The following is a 21,668-nucleotide window of genomic DNA, read 5'->3' as shown; positions in this document are numbered from 1 at the left end:
CTTCCACCCCCTGTGTATGATTACGATTGACTGATCGAAATGTTTCATTATTTACAAAAGAAGCCGGACGTAACAGCCCGGCCATCCCTTTATTTTTTTTCTTCTGATAATGCTTTGGACTTCTCTGTACAAGCTGTCATCCCTTGAATGATCGCATTTCTGAATCCAGCTTCTTCAAGCTTCGTTACACCTGCAATGGTTGTACCGCCTGGGGTGCAGACGGCATCCTTCAGTTCACCAGGGTGACGACCGGTCTCTTTGACCATTTGAGCCGCCCCTTGGACAGACTGGGAGACCATTTTATAAGCTTTATCTCTTGGGAAGCCTTGTTGGACAGCTGCATCTGCCATGGCCTCAATGAGCATGTAGATAAAAGCCGGTGAAGATCCGCTGACGGCCGGAACCGCATCCATCAACTTTTCTTCTACGATTTCAGCTTCTCCAAAGCTTTCAAACACTTCCATTACTTCTGCTAATTCTTCTTTTGTCACGAAATCGTTCGGACACAAAACACTCATGCCTGCTCCGACAAGCGAAGGGGTGTTCGGCATAGAACGAATCACTTTCACATTGCGACCAAAGGCTTCTTTCATAGCATCAAGTGTGATGCCGGCAGCAATGGTGACAACCACTGTATCCTCGGGTACTTCATCCTTAATTTCCTGGACGACTCCTTGATACACATAAGGTTTCACCGCCAAGAACAGCAGATCACTTTCTCTTGCCACTCGTTTATTTTCATTGGAAATGTTAATCCCGTATTCATCTGTCACAAAGTCAATCGTTTCATCGGATAAAGCCGTCGCAGCGATATCTCTCGCCTTCACAAGGCCTGCATCAATCATGCCCTGAATCATCGCCTGCCCCATTTGGCCACAGCCGATAAAACCTATACGTTTGTTCACCGTACATCCCTCCTTGGTGATTCTTATTGTATAGGAAGATTGTCGAACGTACAATTCCAGATTGGATTTCCCTTGTTTCTCTAGTAAAAATTACATGTTTTTTCTAGAAAAGGTTTACAAAGCCTTATATCTTACCTATAATAATAAATGTATTCTTCATATCATAGTGAAACGCCCAAAATATCATAGCTGCTACGAAAAAAGCCGAGCTGCCTTAAGCTCGGCTTTTTTCGTGTTCTGCTTCCTCTTCTTTAATCGCTTCTAGCAGCTTCTTTACTTCTTTTTTATTTTTCCTCGCTACAAGGATATACAGCGTATCCCCTGCTTTGATTTCCGTTTGACCATATGGGGTAATCACATCCCCGTCACGAATGATTGCATTGATTAATGCTCGATCAGGCAATTCCATATCCTCTAAAGTCTGGCCAACAACAATATTTCTTTCCGTTACATCAAACTCAATCATTTCAACGTTCGCTTTGCCGATGGAAATCAACTCAAGGGAATGTATCGGATTTCCCAACTTATCGGAGACGAGTTTGAACCTTTCCGCAATCCATGTGATGGACGAGCCCTGTACAAGAGTTGAAGTCAGGACTGTAAAGAATACAACATTAAAGATGAGCTGGCTGTTCTGAATGCCTGCAAGCATTGGGAAGATGGCAAGGACGATGGGTACAGCACCGCGCAAACCAGCCCAGGATAAAAAGTACTTTTCCTTCATCGTAAAGGAAAAACCGGCCAGGCTTAAAAGCGTGGCTACAGGCCTCGCAATGAATATGAGCACAAGGGCTATTAACAGACCATCTACCATAACGGGCCAAGTGAAGACTTCTGTTGGAGAAACGAATAATCCTAGAATAATAAACATAAGAATTTGCGCCATCCAACCAAATCCTTCATGGAAACGCAAGATAGAATAACGATACGCCAGTTCAGCATTTCCAATGACCACAGCTGTTACATATACAGCTAAAAGACCACTGGCTTGAAGAAGTGAACTTGAACTGTATGATAAAAAGGCGAAACCTAAGGCGAACAAAGGATAAAGTCCACTGGAATCAAGATTAATCCGGTTTAGCGATAAACTTGCTAAATAACCAATCCCAGCCCCTACGACGAGCCCGGCCCCCATTTGCCAAAAGAAAGACCCCACCAAACCAAATAGATTGACCTGATCAATTGTGAGCAATTGTATGAAGGCAATCGTCAAAAACACGGCCATTGGATCGTTGGTACCGGACTCAGCTTCAAGTGTGGCCTCAAGCTTAGGTCGAACGTTTTTTCCTTTGAGAACGGCAAATACGGCAGCCGCATCTGTAGACCCTACAATGGAACCGACAAGGAAAGCCTCAACCCAACCGATATGTAAAATGAATTTAGCAGCTAAGGCTACGATGGATGTCGTAAGCACGACCCCTACTGTTGCTAAGGTAATCGATGGAGCCACCACAGGCCTTATATCTTTCCACTTCGTCAGCATACCACCTTCGAACAAAATGACAATTAAGGCGATGACACCGATCAACTGAGCTATTTCAGGGTTATCAAAGTAAATGAACCCAAGTCCATCATTCCCCACGAGCATTCCAACGGCAATAAACAAAACAAGAGAAGGAACCCCAAGCCTGGAAGAGAATTTTGTAACGATAATACTTACAATAAGTAATAGAGCCATCAGCATGATGAATTGATTGGACTCTAAGATTTCCTGAATCATAAACGATACTCCCTTTTATTTTCTATATATACACATTATAACAATGAAAGATTGAGTGTAAGCAATAAAACACTCGTCCACCTTTTAAAAACACAAAAAAGGCCAAGCAACAAGATGTTACTTGGCTTCTTTGCAACATCAGCTTAGCATCTCTTCTACTTGTTCACTGAAGAATTGTTTCATGGCATGAAACACATCTGCTTTTCTTCTCAAAATATAATAACGGAATTTCGGGTGATCGATTGATTTATAGGCCTGCATCAAACTTGAGGATCGGTTGTATTGGTTAACTTCTCCATAACCGAACATTTGTGAAACTTCAATGAGCTGTTCGATCAATCCCAGGCATCGTTTATTATCGGACGTTAAGTTGTCACCATCTGAGAAGTGGAACGGATAAATGTTGTAACGTTCCGGCGAATACTTCGTCTCAATCAATTCTAATGCCTTGCGATAAGCTGAGGAACAGATCGTGCCTCCACTCTCTCCTTTGGAAAAGAAATCATCCTCACTGACGACTTTTGCCTGGGTGTGGTGCGCAACAAATTCAATTTCTACTGTTTCATAATTCCGGTTCAGGAACCTGGTCATCCAGAAAAAGAAACTTCTGGCCATATATTTTTCCCATTGCCCCATGGAACCACTTGTATCCATCATTGCAATAACGACAGCTTTTGACTCAGGCTTGGTTTTCTCATTCCACGTTTTGAAGCGAATATCCTCTGGATAAATGGGTGCAAATGAAGCTTCACCGCCCAGAGCGTTTCGTTTGTACGCTTCGAGCATCGTCCTCTTCTTGTCAATGTTTCCAGTCAACCCTGTCTTTCGGATATCGCTGAACTCGATATCTGTGTGAATGATATTGTCTTTTTCCTTCTCATCCAAATTCGGTAAGGTCAATTCCTTAAACAAGGCTTCCTCTAACTCTGCTAATGAAATCTCTGCCTCATAATAATCTTCGCCAGCTTGATCACCGGCTCCATCTCCATCGCCAGGCTTCCCTTTCGATTGCTGCGGCGCTTGAGCAACGACGTCTCCGACTTCACTATCTCCTTCACCTTGTCCTGCATGCTTATTCTTCTCGTGATTATAACGGATCTTATATTCATCAAGCGAACGTATTGGAATCTTAACGACACGCTTTCCATTCGACATCACAATATTTTCTTCAGTAATGAGATCAGGTAACTGCTTGCTCATCGCATCCTTCACTTTTTCTTGATGTCGCCGCTGATCGTCGTAGCCTTTCCGATGGAGGGACCAGTCGTCTTCGGCGATTACGAAACTCATCTCTTCATCCATGTAATTCCCTCCTAATCGAGTATTACTCTATCGTATGCAGGTCCACGGTAATGGATGAAAGATATTAAGATATACATGGATTATTTGTTTCTTTCGCCTATATTTGTCTACCTTTTCACAATCAGATTGATAGTCCATGATGGTAAATAAGTTGTTCAAGTATATGGCAGGATTATGTAAGACTCAGTTTCGAGATGTTTGTGTGCGTTTAGGGGCTCCGGGAAACAGTTCGCTTTCCATGGGCGAGTGATGAGCCTCCTCGAGCTAACGCTCTGCGGGGTCTCATCTACCACGCACTTCCTCTTAGATATCCGGTTCCGGCGCCTAGCGGCTAGTGAGACTTCCCTCGCTTCTGTACGATAAGTCAACATCGAATCTCTCCGTTCTTCGTGTTTCCTTTATCTCCGCCAGCTCAGTCCAGTCCATACGCCGCTGATCGAGGCGCCTGCACACTTAAGGTAGGAGTCTCACCATTTCCCTCCGCCGCTTTGCCATATGAGGTTCTCGAAACCCTCTAACAGTAACCTGCCGAGTTCTGTAAGGAAGACCTGCTCACCCGCGCCGTTATAGAGTTGTTTTAACCAAAGATCCTGCACAAATAAGGCGTGGGAATAGGGTCTGGGAAACGTCCGCATGAAAAGCGAATGGAGAAACGAACGTGTGTGTTTTTCTACTGACTGATCCAAAACACCGCAAATCGTCGTTTCCCTGCCCCCGTATCCATGGCCAGGAATGGTCATTCATTATTTCAACTAGGCAAGGCTTCCCTTAAGGGTTCGCGATATGCGCTCACCGCGCTCCCGCGGAAAGCGAGCCATCCCCCTCAGCCCCCATCCACTCACCAAAAGTCTCGAAATTGAGTCTTCCACAATCGAGAGCGTTTGTGGATTTGGAGTAAAGAAAATCCCCTTCCACGGAAATCGTGGAAGGGGATTTTTATTAGCCTTCAAGCAATAGGTCGAATGGATCTTCAATCATTTCTTTAATTCTGCGCAAGAACTGTACTGCATCTTTTCCATCAACGATTCTGTGATCGTAGGAAAGAGCAATGTACATCATCGGACGAGCTTCGATTGTGTCATCCGGCATGACTTTCGCACGTTTTTCAATGTTATGCAAACCAAGGATTCCTACTTGAGGTGCATTCAAAATCGGTGTGGAAAGCATAGAACCGAATATTCCACCGTTCGTAATTGTAAATGAACCACCTTGAAGGTCATCAAGGCCCAGCTCTTTGTTGCGTGCTTTTGTCGCAAGGTCAGCAATGCCTTTCTCAATACCTGCAAAGTCCAGACGGTCCGCATCACGGACAACAGGAACGACGAGACCTTCGTCTGTTGAGACAGCCATACCGATGTCATAGAACTGTTTCTTAATGATTTCGTTTCCTTGAATTTCTGCATTCAGTAACGGGAATTCCTTCAATGCTCCAACCGCAGCTTTTGTGAAGAAGGACATAAATCCTAATTTGATGTCATGTTTCTTCAGGAAGGATTCTTTACGTTCACTTCTAAGCTTCATAACATTGGTCATGTCTACTTCATTAAAGGTTGTAAGCATCGCAGATTCCTGCTGGGCTTCCACAAGTCTCTTAGCAATCGTCTGGCGTCGGCGGGACATTTTCACCCGTTCGACTGGCTTATCGAATTCTGTTTTCTTCGTTTCTTCTTTTTTCTTCTCTGGCTTCTTAGATTTGTCCTCAGAAGAAGACTTGGAAGAACCTTTGGATTCCTGCTTGCTTTCTCCTTTGGCAGCTGCATCGACATCTTCCGGACGGATGCGGCCAAGGGGATCGCGTGCGGAAATCTCACTCAAGTCAATTCCTAGTTCACGCGCGCGTTTACGAGCGGCAGGAGTAGCAATTACGTCTTTAGAATTCTTACTGGAAGACTCTTTCTTCTCTTGAGAAGATTGTTGCTGCTCTTCTTTTTTCTGAGATTCTGTTTCTTTGTTGGATTCTTCTTCTTTTTCTTCTTCTGGTTCAGCTTCTTCCTCATCAGAAGAAGTGTCTTCATCTGAACCTCCGGCTTCGCCGTTTTCATCGACTTTAGCAATCACATCGCCAACTTCAACGTCGTCTCCTGCTTCTCTCAACAATTCAGCAATAACCCCGCTAGCATCTGCATTCACTTCAACGTTTACTTTATCTGTCTCAAGCTCGAGAATCGGATCGCCTTTTTCCACTTGATCCCCTTTTTTGACGAGCCATTCTGATATTGTACCTTCTGTTATGGATTCAGCTAATTCAGGAACTTTAATTTCCTTCATTTGTTTCTCCTCCTTTAGACATCTGTAGCGCTTCATGAATGATTCGATTCTGCTCCGTTTTATGGATGTTCGGCTCGCCGACGGAAGGTGAGGCACGATGCGGACGACCGACAAAGCGGTGAATCTGCCCCTTTTTCAAGAGTTTGTGCAAAATCCCTTCGACGAAGTACCAGCTACCCATGTTCTGTGGTTCTTCTTGGACCCATACTAATTCTTCTAAATTCGGATAAGACTCTAACATCTCAGCTAATCGTTGTTCAGGGAACGGATAGATTTGTTCAATTCTTACGGCATCGATCGTCTCAAAGGTCTGATCGGTTCCATCTACCGTATCTTCAATATCGACCATGATCTTCCCGCTTCCAAGAAGGAGCGTTTTCACTTTTTCTTTATCCTTGTTTTCAGATAAAATTGGTTGTTTCATAATCGGTTGGAACCGTCCTTTGCTGAACTGTTCCCCGGAAACCGCCACTCGTTGATTTCTCAAGAGACTCTTCGGAGTCATCAACACAAGAGGACGTGCTTCTTCCTGATTACTGATTGCTGCCTGTCTTCTTAACAAGTGGAAATATTGAGCGGAAGACGTGACATTGGCAACCGTCCAGTTGTTTTCAGCAGCAAGCTGTAAGAAACGCTCAAGACGTGCACTGGAGTGCTCCGGCCCTTGACCTTCGTATCCGTGAGGAAGCAGGAAGACCATATTGGATTTTTCGCCCCATTTGGCACGTCCAGCAGATACGAACTGGTCAAAGATGACTTGTCCAGCGTTAGCGAAATCACCGAATTGAGCTTCCCAAAGGACAAGAGATTCTGGTGCTTGCACACTGTATCCATACTCAAACCCAATGACTCCTGCTTCAGACAATGGACTGTTATGAATATCAAAGGACGCATTCGCCTGTTCTAATCCATGCATTGGACAGTACGTCTCCCCTGTTTCCACGTCGTGAAGGACAAGGTGACGGTGAGCAAATGTTCCGCGCTCTGTATCTTGACCTGTGATTCGAATGGGACGACCATCTTCAAGAATTGAAGCAAAAGCCAAGGCTTCAGCTGTCGCCCAGTCAACCTTCTGTCCGTCATCAAGCATTTTGCTGCGTCTTTGAAGAATTTTTTCGAGCTTTTTGAAGCCATTAAATCCTTCTGGACGTTTCAGCATGCCCTCATTCAAACCTTTAAGACGATCAAGATCGATGGCTGTATCAATTTCGTCAAGGTTTCGCTCGACTCCACTCGGACGATCTTTCACATCAGGAGAAGACGTTTCATGCTCGTTCATATTGTTATAGATGTCACGGAGTTTTTGCTCTACTTCCGCTTTCATATCTTTAAGAGCATCTTCGCCTACGACAGATTCTTCTTGGAGCTGCTTTTCAAACACAGCAGCAGCCGTCGGATGTTCGTCGATTTCTTTATAGAGTTTCGGTTGTGTAGAGCGTGGTTCATCCATTTCATTGTGACCAAAACGTCGATAACCTACGAGGTCGATTAAGAAATCTTTATGGAATTTCTGACGGTACTCATACGCAAGGGCCATAGCTGATAAACATGCTAGCGGATCATCAGCATTTACATGAACAACAGGAATTTCGAACCCTTTGGCAAGATCACTCGCATAACGTGTCGAGCGGCCGTCTTTCCTATTCGTCGTGAAACCTACAAGGTTGTTAGCAATAATGTGGACCGTTCCGCCCGTGCGATAGCCTGGGAGGTCACTCATATTCAAGGTTTCTGCTACAACACCTTCTCCGATGAAAGCAGCGTCACCATGAATCAAAAGGCCGAATGCCTCGTCCTCATCCATTTTTGCATAACCTGGCTCTGAGCGGTCATCCTGAGCCGCACGTGTAAATCCTTCAACTACCGGATTGACGTATTCTAAATGTGAAGGGTTATGGCTTAGAGTCACACGCGTAGCGGACTGTTCGCCATTCTCAATTTCTCTTCGCGCACCAAAGTGATATTTCACATCGCCTGTCCACCCGTAATTGATTCCCGTTGAACCTTCGGATGGCACCAGCTCCTTATCTGGAGAAAGGTGGAATTCAGAAAAAATGCGATCATAAGGCTTGCCAAGGATATGAGCAAGTACATTCAAACGTCCACGGTGGGCCATGCCCATCATGATATGTTTGATTTTGTCTCCGGAAGCCGATTGGATGATATGATCAAGCATCGGCACCATAACGTCTAAGCCTTCAATAGAAAATCGCTTCTGAGCAACGAATGTTTTCGCTAGGAAGTTTTCAAAACCTTCCACTTCAGCAAGACGGTATAGCAGTTGCTTCTTCTCTTCATCTGTCAATGACACCGTATAGGAACCAGTGTCGACTTTATCCTGGAGCCATTTTCTTTCATCTTCGTTATTCACATGACCGAACTCAAAAGAGATGGTCCCTGCATATCGTTCTTTTAATGTTTTGACTACTTGAAGTGCATTATCCAGTTTCATTGGGGCATCAGGCCACACCCAATCAGCCGGGATTTCTTTTAAATCCTTTTCTTGTAGTCCATATGTTTCTAATTCAAGCAAATTTGTTTTAGGTCGCTCATCACTGCCTACGGCGTATATATTCGCTTGTAGGTGACCATGACGACGAATAGCCTCAACAAGTTTCAAAGCTGAGGTAATTTTAGCTATGTCCCTTTCAGAAGGTGAAGCAGATCCATTGGTTTCAGTAACCGTGTCGCTTCCCATCCATTCAGGAGCCCCGTGCTCATCAAAAATTTCCTTCAAGGAAGGATCGACAGCACTAGGATCGTTTTCATATTGTTCGAATTGTTCTTCGATGTACCCCATGTTGGGGCCATGGAACTTTTCCCAAAAATTTTGAGTGGAGCCTTGTTTAGACACGTAGAATACCCCCAAGTAGTTGTTGGCTAATGTTTCCTCGAAAACGTTTCCAAGTCCATGTACTATTATAGAATTGAAACGCTTCCGTATTCAACAAATTTCGCTTATTTTTTTAATGAATGACCAAATCCATTCCATTATAACAAGAAAGACGCACCGATGGGTACGCCTTTTTCACTTTTTGCCACTAAAGTGATATGTCGTTGTTATTCTTCATCCTCTAAGACACGGTAAGCCATATCATAAAGTTTCATCTGACTGTTGATCGGCTGTGCGTTTTCAGGACGTTTAACATGCTCATAGGATCCATCATTCTTTTGTTCCCTCGCTTTGACATTGTCACTCAACATGACAGATAAAATCTTTTGTAAACGATTTTTTATCACTGGTTCATAGATTGGGAATAAAAGCTCGACACGCTTGACCATGTTTCTTGTCATCATATCAGCAGAGGATAAAAAGACACGATCATCTCCGTTATGGTGGAAGTAGTAAATCCTACTGTGCTCCAGGAACCGGCCGACAATACTAATCACACGAATGTTATCGCTGAAACCCTGGATCCCGGGACGCAGGCAGCAGATTCCGCGCACGATCAAATCAATCTGCACACCTGCTTGAGAGGCTTCGTAAAGCTTCATAATTAAATTTTTATCCGTCAATGAATTCATTTTTAAAATGATGCGACCATTGCCATGTTGTTTTTGGAAACGGATTTCATTATTAATATAACGAATAAAGTCATTTCTTATATCAAACGGAGCCATTGACAGGTGATGAAATTGCGGTTTCTCGGTAAACCCGCTTAAATAATTGAAAAAGTCTGTGGCATCAATTCCAAACTTCCGCTTGGCTGTGATGATTCCCATATCTGTATAAAGCGATGCTGTCTGGTCATTGTAGTTCCCTGTTCCCAGGTGAACGAAACGTTCAATTTTCTCATTCTTCTTCCTGACCACCAGGGTGATTTTGCTGTGGGTTTTCAAGTAGGTCATTCCATAAATGACATGACAGCCCGCTTTTTCCAGTTCTTTTGCCCACTGCACATTGTTTTCTTCATCAAAACGTGCTTTCAGTTCTACAAGTACGGTGACTTGCTTCCCTTTCTCCGCCGCACGCTTGAGAGCCTCTATAATCGGGGAATCCCCACTCACACGGTATAAGGTCTGTTTAATGGCCAAAACATGGGGATCATCCGCTGCTTCTGCTACGAAGTCAACGACAGGTTCAAACGATTCAAACGGATGGTGTAGGAAAACATCACGATCCATCACTTGTTCGAAGATATTTTCATCACTACTCAGATCTCGAGGGGGCTGAGGCATCAAGGTTTCGTAATAAAGATGGTCCTTAATGTCTTCAAACGTTTTATGGAATTTGAATAAGAAAGTTAAGTCCAGCGGTCCATTTGTGATGTACAAGTCATCTTTATGAATTTCCAGGACTTTTAATAAAAAGCTGATTAGTTTCTCGTCATATTTTCCGTCCCGGACTTCTAGTCGGACAGCCGCTCCCCACTTCCGTTTCTTCAATTCTTTCTCAATCTCTTTCAGTAAATCACGAGCACCTTCTTCATGAATTGTCATATCGGCGTTTCTTGTGATTCGGAACTCTGTGATCGATTCAACTTCATACCCTTTGAACAACTTGCTCATGAAATGACCGATGATTTCTTCCAATAGGACGTATTGATATTTATCTTCGTGATTCACAATTACGAAACGATCCAGTACGGATGGCACTTGAACAATCGCTGTTTTCGCCGCTCCTTCTCGATCAAGTTCGTCACGAATGACGACAGCAAGGTTAATGGATTTATTCAACAGCATCGGAAAAGGACGATAGGCATCCACCGCCATCGGGGTCAAAACTGGAAAGATCTCCTCATCGAAATAAGTTTCAAAACGTTGTATTTCTTCTTTCGTCAGATCATCAATGGACAAGATGGAAATTCCCTCTTTTTCCAATTCCGGTTTCATAGACTGATAGGCGGCATATTGTTTTTCCACATTTTTGTGGTTAATCTCGGCGATTTTGTTAAGTTGCTGCTTCGGAGTCAAGCCGGCTTTGTTTTCCGGTTTATTGAAACCGGCTTTGACTTGGTCCTTCAATCCCGCGACCCGCACCATGAAAAATTCATCAAGATTGGAAGATACGATAGCTAAAAATTTCAACCGTTCGAGCAAAGGGTTGTCCATATCAAGAGCTTCATCCAAAACCCGCTCATTAAATCCAAGCCAGCTGAGCTCTCGATTATTATAAAAAAGTGGATTGTCTAATTCTTTCGTCTTTCCTTCTGTTGACATTACGCACACCCTTTACACATGTATTCACATTCAGGTTAGTACATCAATATATCCCACATATAAATGCTGAGTTAACTTTTTGTAAAAATTTGATTTAAAATGTCGAACTTTTAGACACACGATTGAATAGCAAAAAAGCAGCCCGGAACGGACTACTTTTTATTTTCCACAAAAGAGAGCTCGATAGTCTTCTTCAATGACTTTTCCAAATGTTTTTTCTGTTTCTCTGCTTGATATTCTTCAGGCATGTAAGCACCTTTACAATAGAGAGTAACCCGAAGATCTTCTCCATCATTGGATAATTCAAGCTTTTCCACCGTCTGCCTGCGAGTACTGTCCAGACTGTAGCAAAACTTCAACATCGACCCGAGAAGACGGATTTTTTTCCGTTCATCCTTCAGAAACCACTGTTTGTACGGATCAAGGAATTGCTTGAATACCGTCTTATTTTTGAAAGAGGCCATTAAAGCCATTCGTAGTCTTTCCATATGCATCAGCCCGTCAATCGTCCGGTTAGCAAGGAGGTAAAAAGTATGCTGAGAGCTTGATTCATTGTCAATATATTCACCGAGATTGAAAACATAGCTCGCCCTTTTCACTTCCTGCCAGTCCCTTTTCCTCAAAGAACCGATTCCACGATCATGAAGCTGATGGAACAAGTCATGAGCCAGATGCTGAACGTGCTGAATATGTTTCACATTTAACTCATAATCACTGATTAGTTCCTGAATGCTCTCCTCTAACACATTCGGAAATAAAGCTGTCCCCATATCACTCGTCAGCTGCTCGAAAAAAACACCGTCGCGCAATCCTTTCCTGCTTAAAATAAAACCTGAAGCATGGACCGAATCATATAAAGAATGGAAGACTTCTGTTGCGGGAAGGATAATGTCTGCACGGTCCTTCGATAACCCCTCAACTTTCTGCAATTTCTTCATGTTCAAGGTGAAAAGATAGTTCTTGATAAAAGCGAGATCACTGTCTTTCATTTTATATTGATGTAAACCTGCGAGCGGATATTCTTTTAAGTTCTGATCAATTTGAACAAGGTTACGCGCACCTCCACCGATTCCGATCAAAGGGACGTTCTTTTTCTTCAGCCAAGGGAGAGATTGAAATTGTTCAATCAAATAATGTCGAAGATCGGACATTTCTTCCTCTGTAGGAAGATCTTTTTTAAAAAAGTCTTGTTTAAGTGTGAGCGCTCCGAATGGGAAACTATGTGATTCGATTAATTCTCTGTCCTTAAAATATGTAACTTCTGTACTTCCTCCACCGATGTCTACAGTAATTCCTTCCGTTACGGGCGTCGAATTAACCACAGCCAAATAACCATAATAAGCTTCTTCATGATCAGAAAGAATGCGCATGTCGAATCCTGTGTGTTCGGATACTTGATGAATGATCTCGGCTTGATTTTGCGCTTGTCTGATGGTAGCGGTCGCTACACAAACCATTTCTTCCAAAGGATAAGACTCTGCTACTTGCTTGAAGCTTTTTAATGTGGTCAAAAGGATTTGGATACCTTCTGTGGATAATAGGCCATCGTCCATGAGGTGATTCCTCAATCTGGCAACAGCTTTCACATTCTCCACTTCACGAAGACGTCCACCTTTTTCCCTCAAATAAATGACTAGACGCATTGTATTCGATCCGACATCAATAATTGCATAATAACTTCTGGCCATCGTCTCACCCCACTTTGTTTTTTGCCATTATACCATAAGAAACCGCCCTCTTAATATATATAAGAGAGCGGCTGGGTGTTGCCATTATCTATTCAACAAGCTACCGACATACTTCAATAATTCATTGGCAGAGCTCGAATTGTATCCATGCTCATCGATAAGAGTAGCGACCACTTCATTGATTTTCTTCAGTTGCTGTTCATCCGGTGTCTTCGTAGATGTCGTAATTTTCACAACATCTTTCAGGTCTGAGAAAAGTTTTTTCTGGATTGCTTCACGTAATCGCTCATGAGACTGATAATCGAACTTCTTCCCTTTTCGAGCATAAGCTGAAATCCGAATCAAAATTTCTTCACGGAATGCCTTTTTCGCATTTTCCGATACGCCAATCTGCTCTTCAATGGAACGCATGAGCCGCTCATCCGGGTTCAATTCTTCTCCTGTCAGCGGATCTCTAAGCTTAGCTTTGTTACAATAGGCCTCTACATTATCCAAGTAGTTATCCATTAATGTGACGGCAGAATCTTCATAAGAGTAGACAAAAGCTTTCTGAACTTCTTTCTTCGCAATTTCATCGTACTCTTTTCTAGCGAGTGAAATGAAGTCAAGATAACGCTCTTTATCTTCATTGGAAATGGAAGCGTGACTGCCGAGACCATCCTTCAACGAACGAAGAACATCCAGCGCATTGATCGAGGTCAACTCTTTCTTAATGATGGTAGAAGAAATGCGGTTGATGACATAACGAGGGTCGATGCCGCTCATTCCTTCATCCGCGTGCTCTTTCTTCAACTCTTCCACATCTACATCGCTGAATCCTTCTAAAATCTCACCGTCATACAAGCGCATTTTCTTAAGTACATCGATAGAAGCTTTTTTCGACTCTTTCAGTCGAGTCAAAATCGTGAACATTGCAGCTACCCTCAATGTATGAGGAGCGATGTGAACATCTCTTATATCACTTTCCCGGATCATCTTTTCATAGATTCGTTCTTCCTGACTCACTTTCAAGTTGTAAGGAACAGGCATGACAATCATCCGGGAATGCAAAGCTTCATTTTTCTTGTTGGCAATGAAAGAACGATATTCCGCTTCGTTTGTATGGGCGATGATCAATTCATCTGCAGAAATGAGAGCAAAGCGTCCAGCCTTGAAGTTTCCTTCCTGCGTTAAGCTGAGCAAGTGCCATAAGAACTTCTCATCACACTTCAGCATTTCCTGGAACTCCATGATTCCACGGTTCGCTTTGTTCAATTCTCCATCAAAACGATAGGCCCGAGGATCTGATTCGGAACCATATTGAGCAATGGTAGAGAAGTCAATCGAACCTGTTAAGTCAGCAATATCCTGGGACTTCGGATCAGAAGGGCTGAACGTTCCAATGCCTGTACGCTTATCCTCTGAGAAAAAGATACGTTCAACTAAAACGTCCTCAATCCTTCCTCCATATTCTGTTTCTACTCTCATCGTATTCAATGGAGATAGACTGCCTTCAATACGAATCCCGTACTCTTCCTGGAAATCTTTGCGCAGATGGTTCGGGACAAGATGTAAAGGGTCCTCATGCATCGGACAACCCTTTATGGCAAAAACAGCCCCTTCATCAGTATGCGTGTACTTCTCCATCCCCCGTTTCAGTAAGTTAACGAGCGTTGACTTACCACCACTGACAGGTCCCATCAGTAAAAGGATACGTTTTCTAACATCCAGCCTTCTCGCCGCCGGGTGGAAATATTCTTCAACCAGCTTCTCCATCGCCTCATCCAAACCATAGATATCTTCATCAAAAAACTTGTAACGCTTATGATCGTGCTCTTCTGCTACTCCCGCACTTTTAATCATATTGTAAACGCGGGAATGGGCGGATTGAGCTAAATACGGACGCTCTTTCAGTAAATCCAAATATTCTGAGAATGTACCTTCCCATTTCAGTTCCTCTTCTTGTTCCCGGTGGTCTTGTATTTTCTTTAAAATGTCCACTTCGCGACCTCCCCCGTCGTAAGAGACGAATTTTAATACATCCTATGCCTGGCTACTGTAAAACATGTGTAATTTAGAAATGTGGAAGCGGCCTGGTTAGACACGACAAGCATAAGACAAACGGCGCAGTGGTGTGTTCTTCCACCACGGAGGCGGTTGACTTATGTCTCGAGTGTCTGGCCGCTGCAACTGGACAATGAAAACGAAATGCGGAGACGCCTTGGGAGATGCGACAAGCATAAAACAAGGTTCGGAGTGAAGCGTTCTTCTTCACGTAGAACATTGACTTATGTCTCGAGCATCTAGGCGTCGGAGCTGGACACTGTGTCACGAAATGCGGAGGCACCCTGGTAGACGCGACAAGCATAAGACAAACGGTGCAGTGGTGCGTTTTTCACCACGGAAACGGTTGTCTCATGTCTCGACCGTCTGGATGCCGGAGCTGGACACTACACGAGAAATGTGCAGGCGGCCTGGTAGACACGAATAGCATAAGGCGAACAACTCTGTGGAATGCTTTTTTCCTTAGAATCGTTTGACTTATGTTTCTCCTCTCTGGCCGCTACAACTGAACAAATAGGCACACACCTTGCTCATTGATTTCGGCTGCCTGGAGAACACAGGATTTACGAAGAAACAGTAACTTTAAACCCCGATCATTAAAAGACAGCTGAAAAGTGAGGGAAAAGCCCCCTTATCCACCCTATGCCTTCCTCGTTCATTCATGACAGAAAAAAGAGGACCAACATGAAAGTCAGTCCTCTTCGTAATCCTTTTCTTGAATATACCTGCGCCTTTTGGACAACCCCATGACCAAAAAAGCAATAAATAGAAACAAATTGAGCCACCTGAAATCATCATAAAATATAGCTAATAATGCCCAAATTGCCGCACTGATTAAGAAAAGGATGCTGGAAATCAACGTTTGGCTCACGATCATCCCTCCTTCCTTTATTATAAATCAACAGAACCGTATTGTATGTCCATTTTTTTGCAATGAGCAAGTAGTCCTAAAGGTTGAATTAACCCCTGTTAGTAAATTTTGACACGATGATATCCCCTTGTTAGAATTGTTACGAATATTTTAATAGGATAAAGTGCTACACAATAGAAAGAAGGACTGCAAATGGAAACATGGTACTTTGTCGATTCAGGTCATTGCACCCCTGCTATGAATATGGCATTGGATGAAGCCTTGATGAATTGGCACCGAAATGGAGACATACCTCCTGTACTCCGTTTTTATGGATGGGAGCCTGCGGGATTATCTGTAGGATATTTTCAGAAAGTCAAAGGAAAGATTGATTTGGAAGGCGTCCAAAAGCATGGGTATGAGCTTGTTCGTCGTCAGACTGGAGGACGAGCTGTCCTACATGACAATGAACTCACATATAGTGTAATTGTGTCAGAAAATCATCCTGACATGCCTGACTCTGTGAAAGAAGCCTATCTTGTTCTATCCAAAGGTTTGCTTGAAGGATTCACAAACCTTGGTATTCAAGCCGAATTCGCTGTTCCTGAAGGAAAATTAGATGTCGCAGGATCCGCTGTATGTTTTGAAGAACCTTCCTGGTATGAACTGATTGTAGAAGGTAAGAAAGCAGCGGGAAGTGCACAGACAAGAAAAAAAGGGATTATCCTTCAACATGGATCCATCCCTATTGATGTCGATGATGTTAAACTATTCGATATGTTTATCTATAAAAATGAACGCATTAAAGAACGCGCTCGAAAAGCCTTCGGAGACAAAGCTGTAGCCATCAACCAGATTGTCGATCAACCCGTAACTTTTGAAGATACTAAAAAAGCTTTCAAAAATGGGTTTGAAAAAGGACTGGGGATTAAACTAGAACCTTTAAAACTGACAGAAGCACAATGGAACGAAGTCAGAAAGATTGCAGAAGAACGTTATGACACCGACGAGTGGAACTACGCTCGCTAACGAAAAAGGAGTGAACAAATTGGCCAAAAAACAAGAGTACATAAGAAAACCTGAATGGCTGAAGATTAAAATCAATACGAATAAATCTTATACAGGCCTGAAAAAGCTGATGCGTGATAAAAAACTCAACACCGTTTGTGAAGAAGCTCGCTGCCCGAACATTCACGAATGCTGGAGTGAACGTAAAACGGCGACATTCATGATTCTTGGAGATACTTGTACACGCGGATGCCGTTTTTGCGCGGTCAAAACAGGTCTCCCTAATGAATTAGATTGGGGCGAGCCAGAACGTGTCGCTGATTCTGTGGAAATCATGGGGCTGAAGCACGTCGTTGTGACAGCTGTAGCACGTGACGATCTAAATGATGGAGGCGCAGCCGTTTTTGCTGAAACCGTGAAAGCGATCCGCCGCCGAGTACCAGGCTGTACCGTTGAAATCCTCCCTTCTGACATGAAAGGGGATTACGAAAGTCTTCACACGTTAATGGACGGAGAGCCGGATATTTTCAACCATAACATCGAAACCGTCCGCCGACTGACGAAAAAAGTACGTGCCCGCGCGATGTATGATCGTTCTCTTGAATTGTTGAAGCGTGTAAAAGAAATTCGTCCGAATACACCAACTAAATCAAGCATCATGGTCGGATTGGGTGAAACGAAAGAAGAAATCGTCGAAGCTATGGATGACCTACTCGCACACAATGTCGATATCATGACAATCGGTCAATATCTCCAGCCGACGAAAAAGCACTTGAACGTAGAGCGTTACTACCACCCGGATGAATTTGAAGAGCTTAAGAAAATTGCTCTTGAAAAAGGATTCAGCCACTGCGAAGCAGGCCCAATGGTTCGTTCTTCTTATCACGCAGATGAGCAGGTGAACGCAACATCTGCCCAGCGCCGGATCAAGTATATGCAAGGCTACGAATCCCAAGGGAAAGAACTAGATACAACAAACTTCTAAAAAATGGCCCCTCATGAAACGATTCATGAGGGGCGTTTATTTTACCATGGACCTCCGTAATAAGGAGGTCGATTATATCCATAAGGTCCTGGTCCACCGTAATAAGGTGGCGGCGGAGGCGGGGGACCGTATCCTCCATAAAAGTTAGGCGCGAGAGCTCCACCGATAAAACCACCGAGCAGTCCACCAGCAAAAGGCCCTAAAAAGAAGAACCGTTCATCTTCATCGCGGAAATCCTCATCGACTTGGTACGGATTATAATAATATTGGTAATGGTTCATTCATGCTCCTCCAATCCATCCTTGGTTATTCACCTACCCTTCACTCTATGTAAACGCCCGCCCTGACGTATAGGCATGTGTCATCAAGCAAAGGATAATTTTAACTGGACAAACAATTCACATCCACCCATAATTAGGGTATAATATGAATAAATCATGCTTGTCTGGCTACATAAAGGAGGACCACTCATGAATCTTACATTGATTATTCTTGTCTGTGTCGCATTTCTTACTGCTATCTTCAGTGCCGGATATGACACAAAACCAGGTACGCCAAAAAAATAAGCAACAAAAACGCATCCAATATGGGTGCGTTTTTTTGTGTTCGTTTTGTTGGGTAGGTGGCTTTTGATTGGTTCCAGGTACGATACTTCCCTCTTATGGTACCAGGTACAGAACTTCGTTGGTGTGATAACAGGTACAGGAAACCGACTGATTGGTGTCAGGTTTGCTATTCAACAGTTTCACAATAGTAAGTTGTAAAAAAGCCGAAGTGGGAGCATTCGGCTTTTGGGAGGTTTTACTGACTTTTCATATAAATAGGTTTCAAGTAGTCCAAAAGTTCTGTAGTTATAAATCCTTCTTCGCCTGTTGGATGAAGATGATAACAATTAGACGTCCATAAAGGGTGATTTGTAAATCGATTCAAATTCGCACGTTCAGGATTTCTATGAATATAATTGCATGCTGAAACAAAATAATGATGGTTTAATATGATTTCTCCATAATACCTCCCTTGAAAAAGATGACCTTGAAGTTCGTATTTTCTGTTGAAATACTTGGAGTACATAAGGTGAAGTCGATGAAGGATTTTACTTGGAGGGTGGTCGATCGTCTCTAAAAGTAAGTGTACGTGGTTGTTCATTAAACAATAAGCGTGGAGATTAAATGGTGACCTGACTTTTGTTTTCTTTATCATATTCAGATAGGTTTCTCGGTCTGAATCATTTAAGAATATATTTTGTCTTCTGTTTCCTCTGGCAGTAATGTGGAAAATTGCTCCTGGGAACCAATACCGTTTTTTTCGAACGTTACTTCCTCCTTCCTATGTGCTTTGTGTTAATATTCGACACAACACTACAAACTCCTCTTTTTTGTCCCCGGAACGATTTATTCAAACCCGGTACACCTTTAACCAAAAACAGTACCAGGTACGAGAATGGAAATTGTTGTACCTGGTACCACACCACTGAAGTTCTGGACCGGGTACCTATAAAATCAAAACCGGTACCAGGTACAAGAAATGAAATTGTCGTACCAGGTACTACACTAATGAAGTTCTCCTGGAACACACAAAAAATGCTTCTCAGTGCCTAACACAAAAAATAAAAGACAAAAAAGACGACCACTCCCGGTCGCCTTTCTGCTTCATTTGATTAAATTCGGATGCCCTTGTTGCCTCAAAGCCTCAAAAAGAATGATAGAGGCTGTATTTGACAGGTTCAGTGACCTTACTTGATCGGTCATCGGTATTCTCAAACAACGGTCCTCCAACCCTTCTAATAAGCCCTTTGGAATCCCGTCACTTTCACGGCCGAAAATGAACAACAAATCCTGCTCAACATCACTAAAGTCAAAATCTACATAGGATTTCGTGCCGAAATTTTCAATATAGTAAAATTCGCCATCTGGAAATGCCTCGTAGAGTTCCTGAATCGAGTCATAGTAATTCACACGAACTTTATGCCAATAGTCCAGCCCTGCACGGCGGACCATCTTATCGTCTGTCGAAAAGCCTAAGGGACGAATCAGATGCAGTTCAGAATTGGTAGCAAGACATGTACGGGCGATATTTCCGGTGTTTGCTGGGATTTCCGGTTGAAAGAGTACAATATGGTTAGGCATGCGTTTCACCTCAGTCTAATCTTAGTCAACTAGACTATTATAGCATACTCTTCAGCCATCGATTTTATAAAATTTATACTGAATATCAGGGGTGTAGGCCGTTGAGTCTTCATACGCCCAGTAGCGGTGACGGCTGTTGGAGGTATGGGCATTCACAAGTGGCATGCCATTGGCATCTTTTTTGACAACGAAGGTGTTGTGATCAAACCTTCCATCCCCCTGAAAATCATAGCAAATGATGTCACCTGGTGAAAGTTGTTCGGCAGAGGAAACTTCTGTTGCTGTGAGTCCTTTTCTCGCTCCTCCCAAATACCACCGCAGCGCATGTGCGACCGTCCAGCTATAGCTCCAGGTTCCGCTTCCATACCACCAGCCTCTCGTGCGGTTAGGCGCCCCCCAGGTGGTCGCTCCACCTGCTCGTATGCACTGGGACACATAATTCGTACAATCCACATCAAAGCTTTTATATGCTGGATTGTAGCTGTCCCACCAACGGTCAGCATAGCGAACAGCTTCCCTGCGGTTGTAAGTGGATCGTGAGAGTTCTCGATCTTGATCCGCCGTAAAATCCATAGGCAAAGGCTTGGAAATCTGTTTCCCTTCAAACATCTCTGTCATCACTTTGTGGTCGAATAACTCTTCCCCGATGAACCGCGCATCGCCATGATAATGACCTTCTTCCAAGAAGTCATATCGCCCAGATTTAATAAGAAGTGATAAAGTCAAAAGATACTGGATGTGCGTTTGATTTTCATAGGCGACGCGATGATAAGGATGTATGTTAAAAGTCAGGCGCTGTAGTCGTTGCCCCCGTTCTTCAATGCCGTCTACTTTTTTTCTTAACCAATGATGATCTTCCTGATCGAACAATCGATCCATGACTCTTTCCCAGTACACTTGCAGTTGATATGTATGGCTCATGCCTCTCCCCTCCTATTAACATCTTATGAAATGCAAAGAAGGACATGAACAGCAAAAAAAGCAGCCTCCATTTGATGGAGCCTGCTTTATTGGTTTTGTTTGATCGTTTGATGTTCTTTTTCAAATTCCAATAGTTTTTGTTTTTTATCTAAACCGCCGGCATAACCGACCAACTTGCCGTTACTTCCGATAATCCGGTGACAAGGGACAATGATGGAAAAGGGGTTTTGGTTCACCGCTCCCCCTACAGCTCTGATCGCTTTCGGAGCATGCATGGAAGAGGCGATGTCCTTATAGGACCTGGTCTCCCCGTATGGGACATGATGGAGAAGCGTTCTCCATACTTGTCGTTGAAAATCAGTGCCGTAGCAGTTTAAAGGCACGTGAAATTCGTTCCGATGTCCTTCAAAGTAGTCGGAGAGTTCTTGTTTCGTTTGTGCTACATATTTGTGTTCGGGGTCATACACCAGTTCACCTTTGAGAAAATGCTTCTTTTTCCAAGATTGATAGGTAGCGAGCCGGTCTTCATAATGACCATAGTCGATTCGGCAGACGCCTTCATCATTCGCTAGTACAGTCATTGGGCCCAAAGGAGTTTCGAAAGTGTCATAGTATAAGAACGATTGATGGTTCATATTCAACCCCTTCTTCTTTTACAGTTTTTTCTATTATACAAGAGCTTTCTTATATTG

At 43.3% G+C, this 21,668-nt stretch carries 16 protein-coding genes; 2 read left to right on the top strand and 14 right to left on the bottom strand.

Annotated features, from left to right (window positions below; genetic code table 11):
* Positions 1-89: 89 nt before the first annotated feature.
* The 9 genes from proC to DYE48_RS17615 form a co-directional block, all read right to left on the bottom strand.
* Positions 90-905 (bottom strand): pyrroline-5-carboxylate reductase, encoded by an 816-nt coding sequence (proC, locus tag DYE48_RS17660; protein WP_115824744.1) that lies wholly within the window; start codon positions 903-905, stop codon positions 90-92.
* 214 nt (positions 906-1,119) lie between these two features.
* Positions 1,120-2,625 (bottom strand): potassium/proton antiporter, encoded by a 1,506-nt coding sequence (locus DYE48_RS17655; RefSeq protein WP_115824743.1) that lies wholly within the window; start codon positions 2,623-2,625, stop codon positions 1,120-1,122.
* 138 nt (positions 2,626-2,763) lie between these two features.
* Positions 2,764-3,927 carry a sporulation protein YhbH gene (gene yhbH / locus DYE48_RS17650; protein WP_089653080.1) on the bottom strand — a complete coding sequence of 388 codons (1,164 nt, stop codon included), beginning with the start codon at positions 3,925-3,927 and terminating at the stop codon, positions 2,764-2,766.
* Between the two features lie 939 nt (positions 3,928-4,866).
* A complete protein-coding gene (gene odhB, locus DYE48_RS17640) occupies positions 4,867-6,195 on the bottom strand; it encodes a 2-oxoglutarate dehydrogenase complex dihydrolipoyllysine-residue succinyltransferase (RefSeq protein ID WP_115824741.1) in 1,329 nt (442 codons plus the stop codon).
* Positions 6,182-8,995, bottom strand: a complete 2,814-nt coding sequence (locus DYE48_RS17635; protein WP_244199469.1) for a 2-oxoglutarate dehydrogenase E1 component — start codon at positions 8,993-8,995, stop codon at positions 6,182-6,184. Before DYE48_RS17635 ends, odhB begins: the two co-directional genes overlap by 14 nt.
* Positions 8,996-9,255: 260 nt before the next feature.
* Positions 9,256-11,355, bottom strand: a complete 2,100-nt coding sequence (locus tag DYE48_RS17630) for an RNA degradosome polyphosphate kinase (protein WP_089654809.1) — start codon at positions 11,353-11,355, stop codon at positions 9,256-9,258.
* A gap of 152 nt (positions 11,356-11,507) precedes the next feature.
* Entirely contained in the window at positions 11,508-13,043 is a 1,536-nt protein-coding gene (ppx, locus tag DYE48_RS17625; RefSeq protein ID WP_115824739.1) for an exopolyphosphatase, read from the bottom strand.
* A gap of 84 nt (positions 13,044-13,127) precedes the next feature.
* Entirely contained in the window at positions 13,128-15,023 is a 1,896-nt protein-coding gene (locus DYE48_RS17620; RefSeq protein ID WP_115824738.1) for a PrkA family serine protein kinase, read from the bottom strand.
* 754 nt (positions 15,024-15,777) lie between these two features.
* Complete coding sequence (locus tag DYE48_RS17615; protein ID WP_089654806.1) at positions 15,778-15,957, bottom strand: hypothetical protein; 180 nt, start codon at positions 15,955-15,957, stop codon at positions 15,778-15,780.
* 192 nt (positions 15,958-16,149) lie between these two features.
* Between DYE48_RS17615 and DYE48_RS17610 the strand changes: the two genes are divergently transcribed.
* Both DYE48_RS17610 and lipA read left to right on the top strand, forming a co-directional pair.
* On the top strand, positions 16,150-16,965 hold the full coding sequence (locus DYE48_RS17610; protein ID WP_279629305.1) for a lipoate--protein ligase family protein: 816 nt from the start codon (positions 16,150-16,152) through the stop codon (positions 16,963-16,965).
* A 19-nt stretch (positions 16,966-16,984) separates the two neighbouring features.
* Entirely contained in the window at positions 16,985-17,929 is a 945-nt protein-coding gene (gene lipA, locus DYE48_RS17605) for a lipoyl synthase (RefSeq protein ID WP_115824736.1), read from the top strand.
* A 41-nt stretch (positions 17,930-17,970) separates the two neighbouring features.
* Here the strand turns inward: lipA and DYE48_RS17600 are convergent, their stop codons facing one another.
* The 5 genes from DYE48_RS17600 to DYE48_RS17580 all read right to left on the bottom strand — a co-directional run bounded on the left by DYE48_RS17600 (position 17,971) and on the right by DYE48_RS17580 (position 21,611).
* On the bottom strand, positions 17,971-18,210 hold the full coding sequence (locus DYE48_RS17600; protein ID WP_115824735.1) for a hypothetical protein: 240 nt from the start codon (positions 18,208-18,210) through the stop codon (positions 17,971-17,973).
* Between the two features lie 520 nt (positions 18,211-18,730).
* A complete protein-coding gene (locus DYE48_RS21610; RefSeq protein ID WP_425269310.1) occupies positions 18,731-19,198 on the bottom strand; it encodes a transposase in 468 nt (155 codons plus the stop codon).
* A gap of 380 nt (positions 19,199-19,578) precedes the next feature.
* Positions 19,579-20,055, bottom strand: a complete 477-nt coding sequence (trmL, locus tag DYE48_RS17590) for a tRNA (uridine(34)/cytosine(34)/5-carboxymethylaminomethyluridine(34)-2'-O)-methyltransferase TrmL (RefSeq protein ID WP_089654801.1) — start codon at positions 20,053-20,055, stop codon at positions 19,579-19,581.
* Positions 20,056-20,106: 51 nt separating this feature from the next.
* Positions 20,107-20,976, bottom strand: coding sequence for an amidase domain-containing protein (locus DYE48_RS17585; protein ID WP_115824733.1), 870 nt, complete (start codon positions 20,974-20,976; stop codon positions 20,107-20,109).
* An 86-nt stretch (positions 20,977-21,062) separates the two neighbouring features.
* A complete protein-coding gene (locus DYE48_RS17580) occupies positions 21,063-21,611 on the bottom strand; it encodes a methylated-DNA--[protein]-cysteine S-methyltransferase (RefSeq protein ID WP_089654799.1) in 549 nt (182 codons plus the stop codon).
* Positions 21,612-21,668: the final 57 nt, after the last annotated feature.

This window comes from Halobacillus trueperi, assembly GCF_003386945.1.
GTDB classification, from domain to species: Bacteria; Bacillota; Bacilli; order Bacillales; family Halobacillaceae; genus Halobacillus; species Halobacillus aidingensis.
The sequence above is the reverse complement of the archived record's forward strand: the minus strand, read 5'-3'. Positions and strand labels throughout refer to the sequence as shown.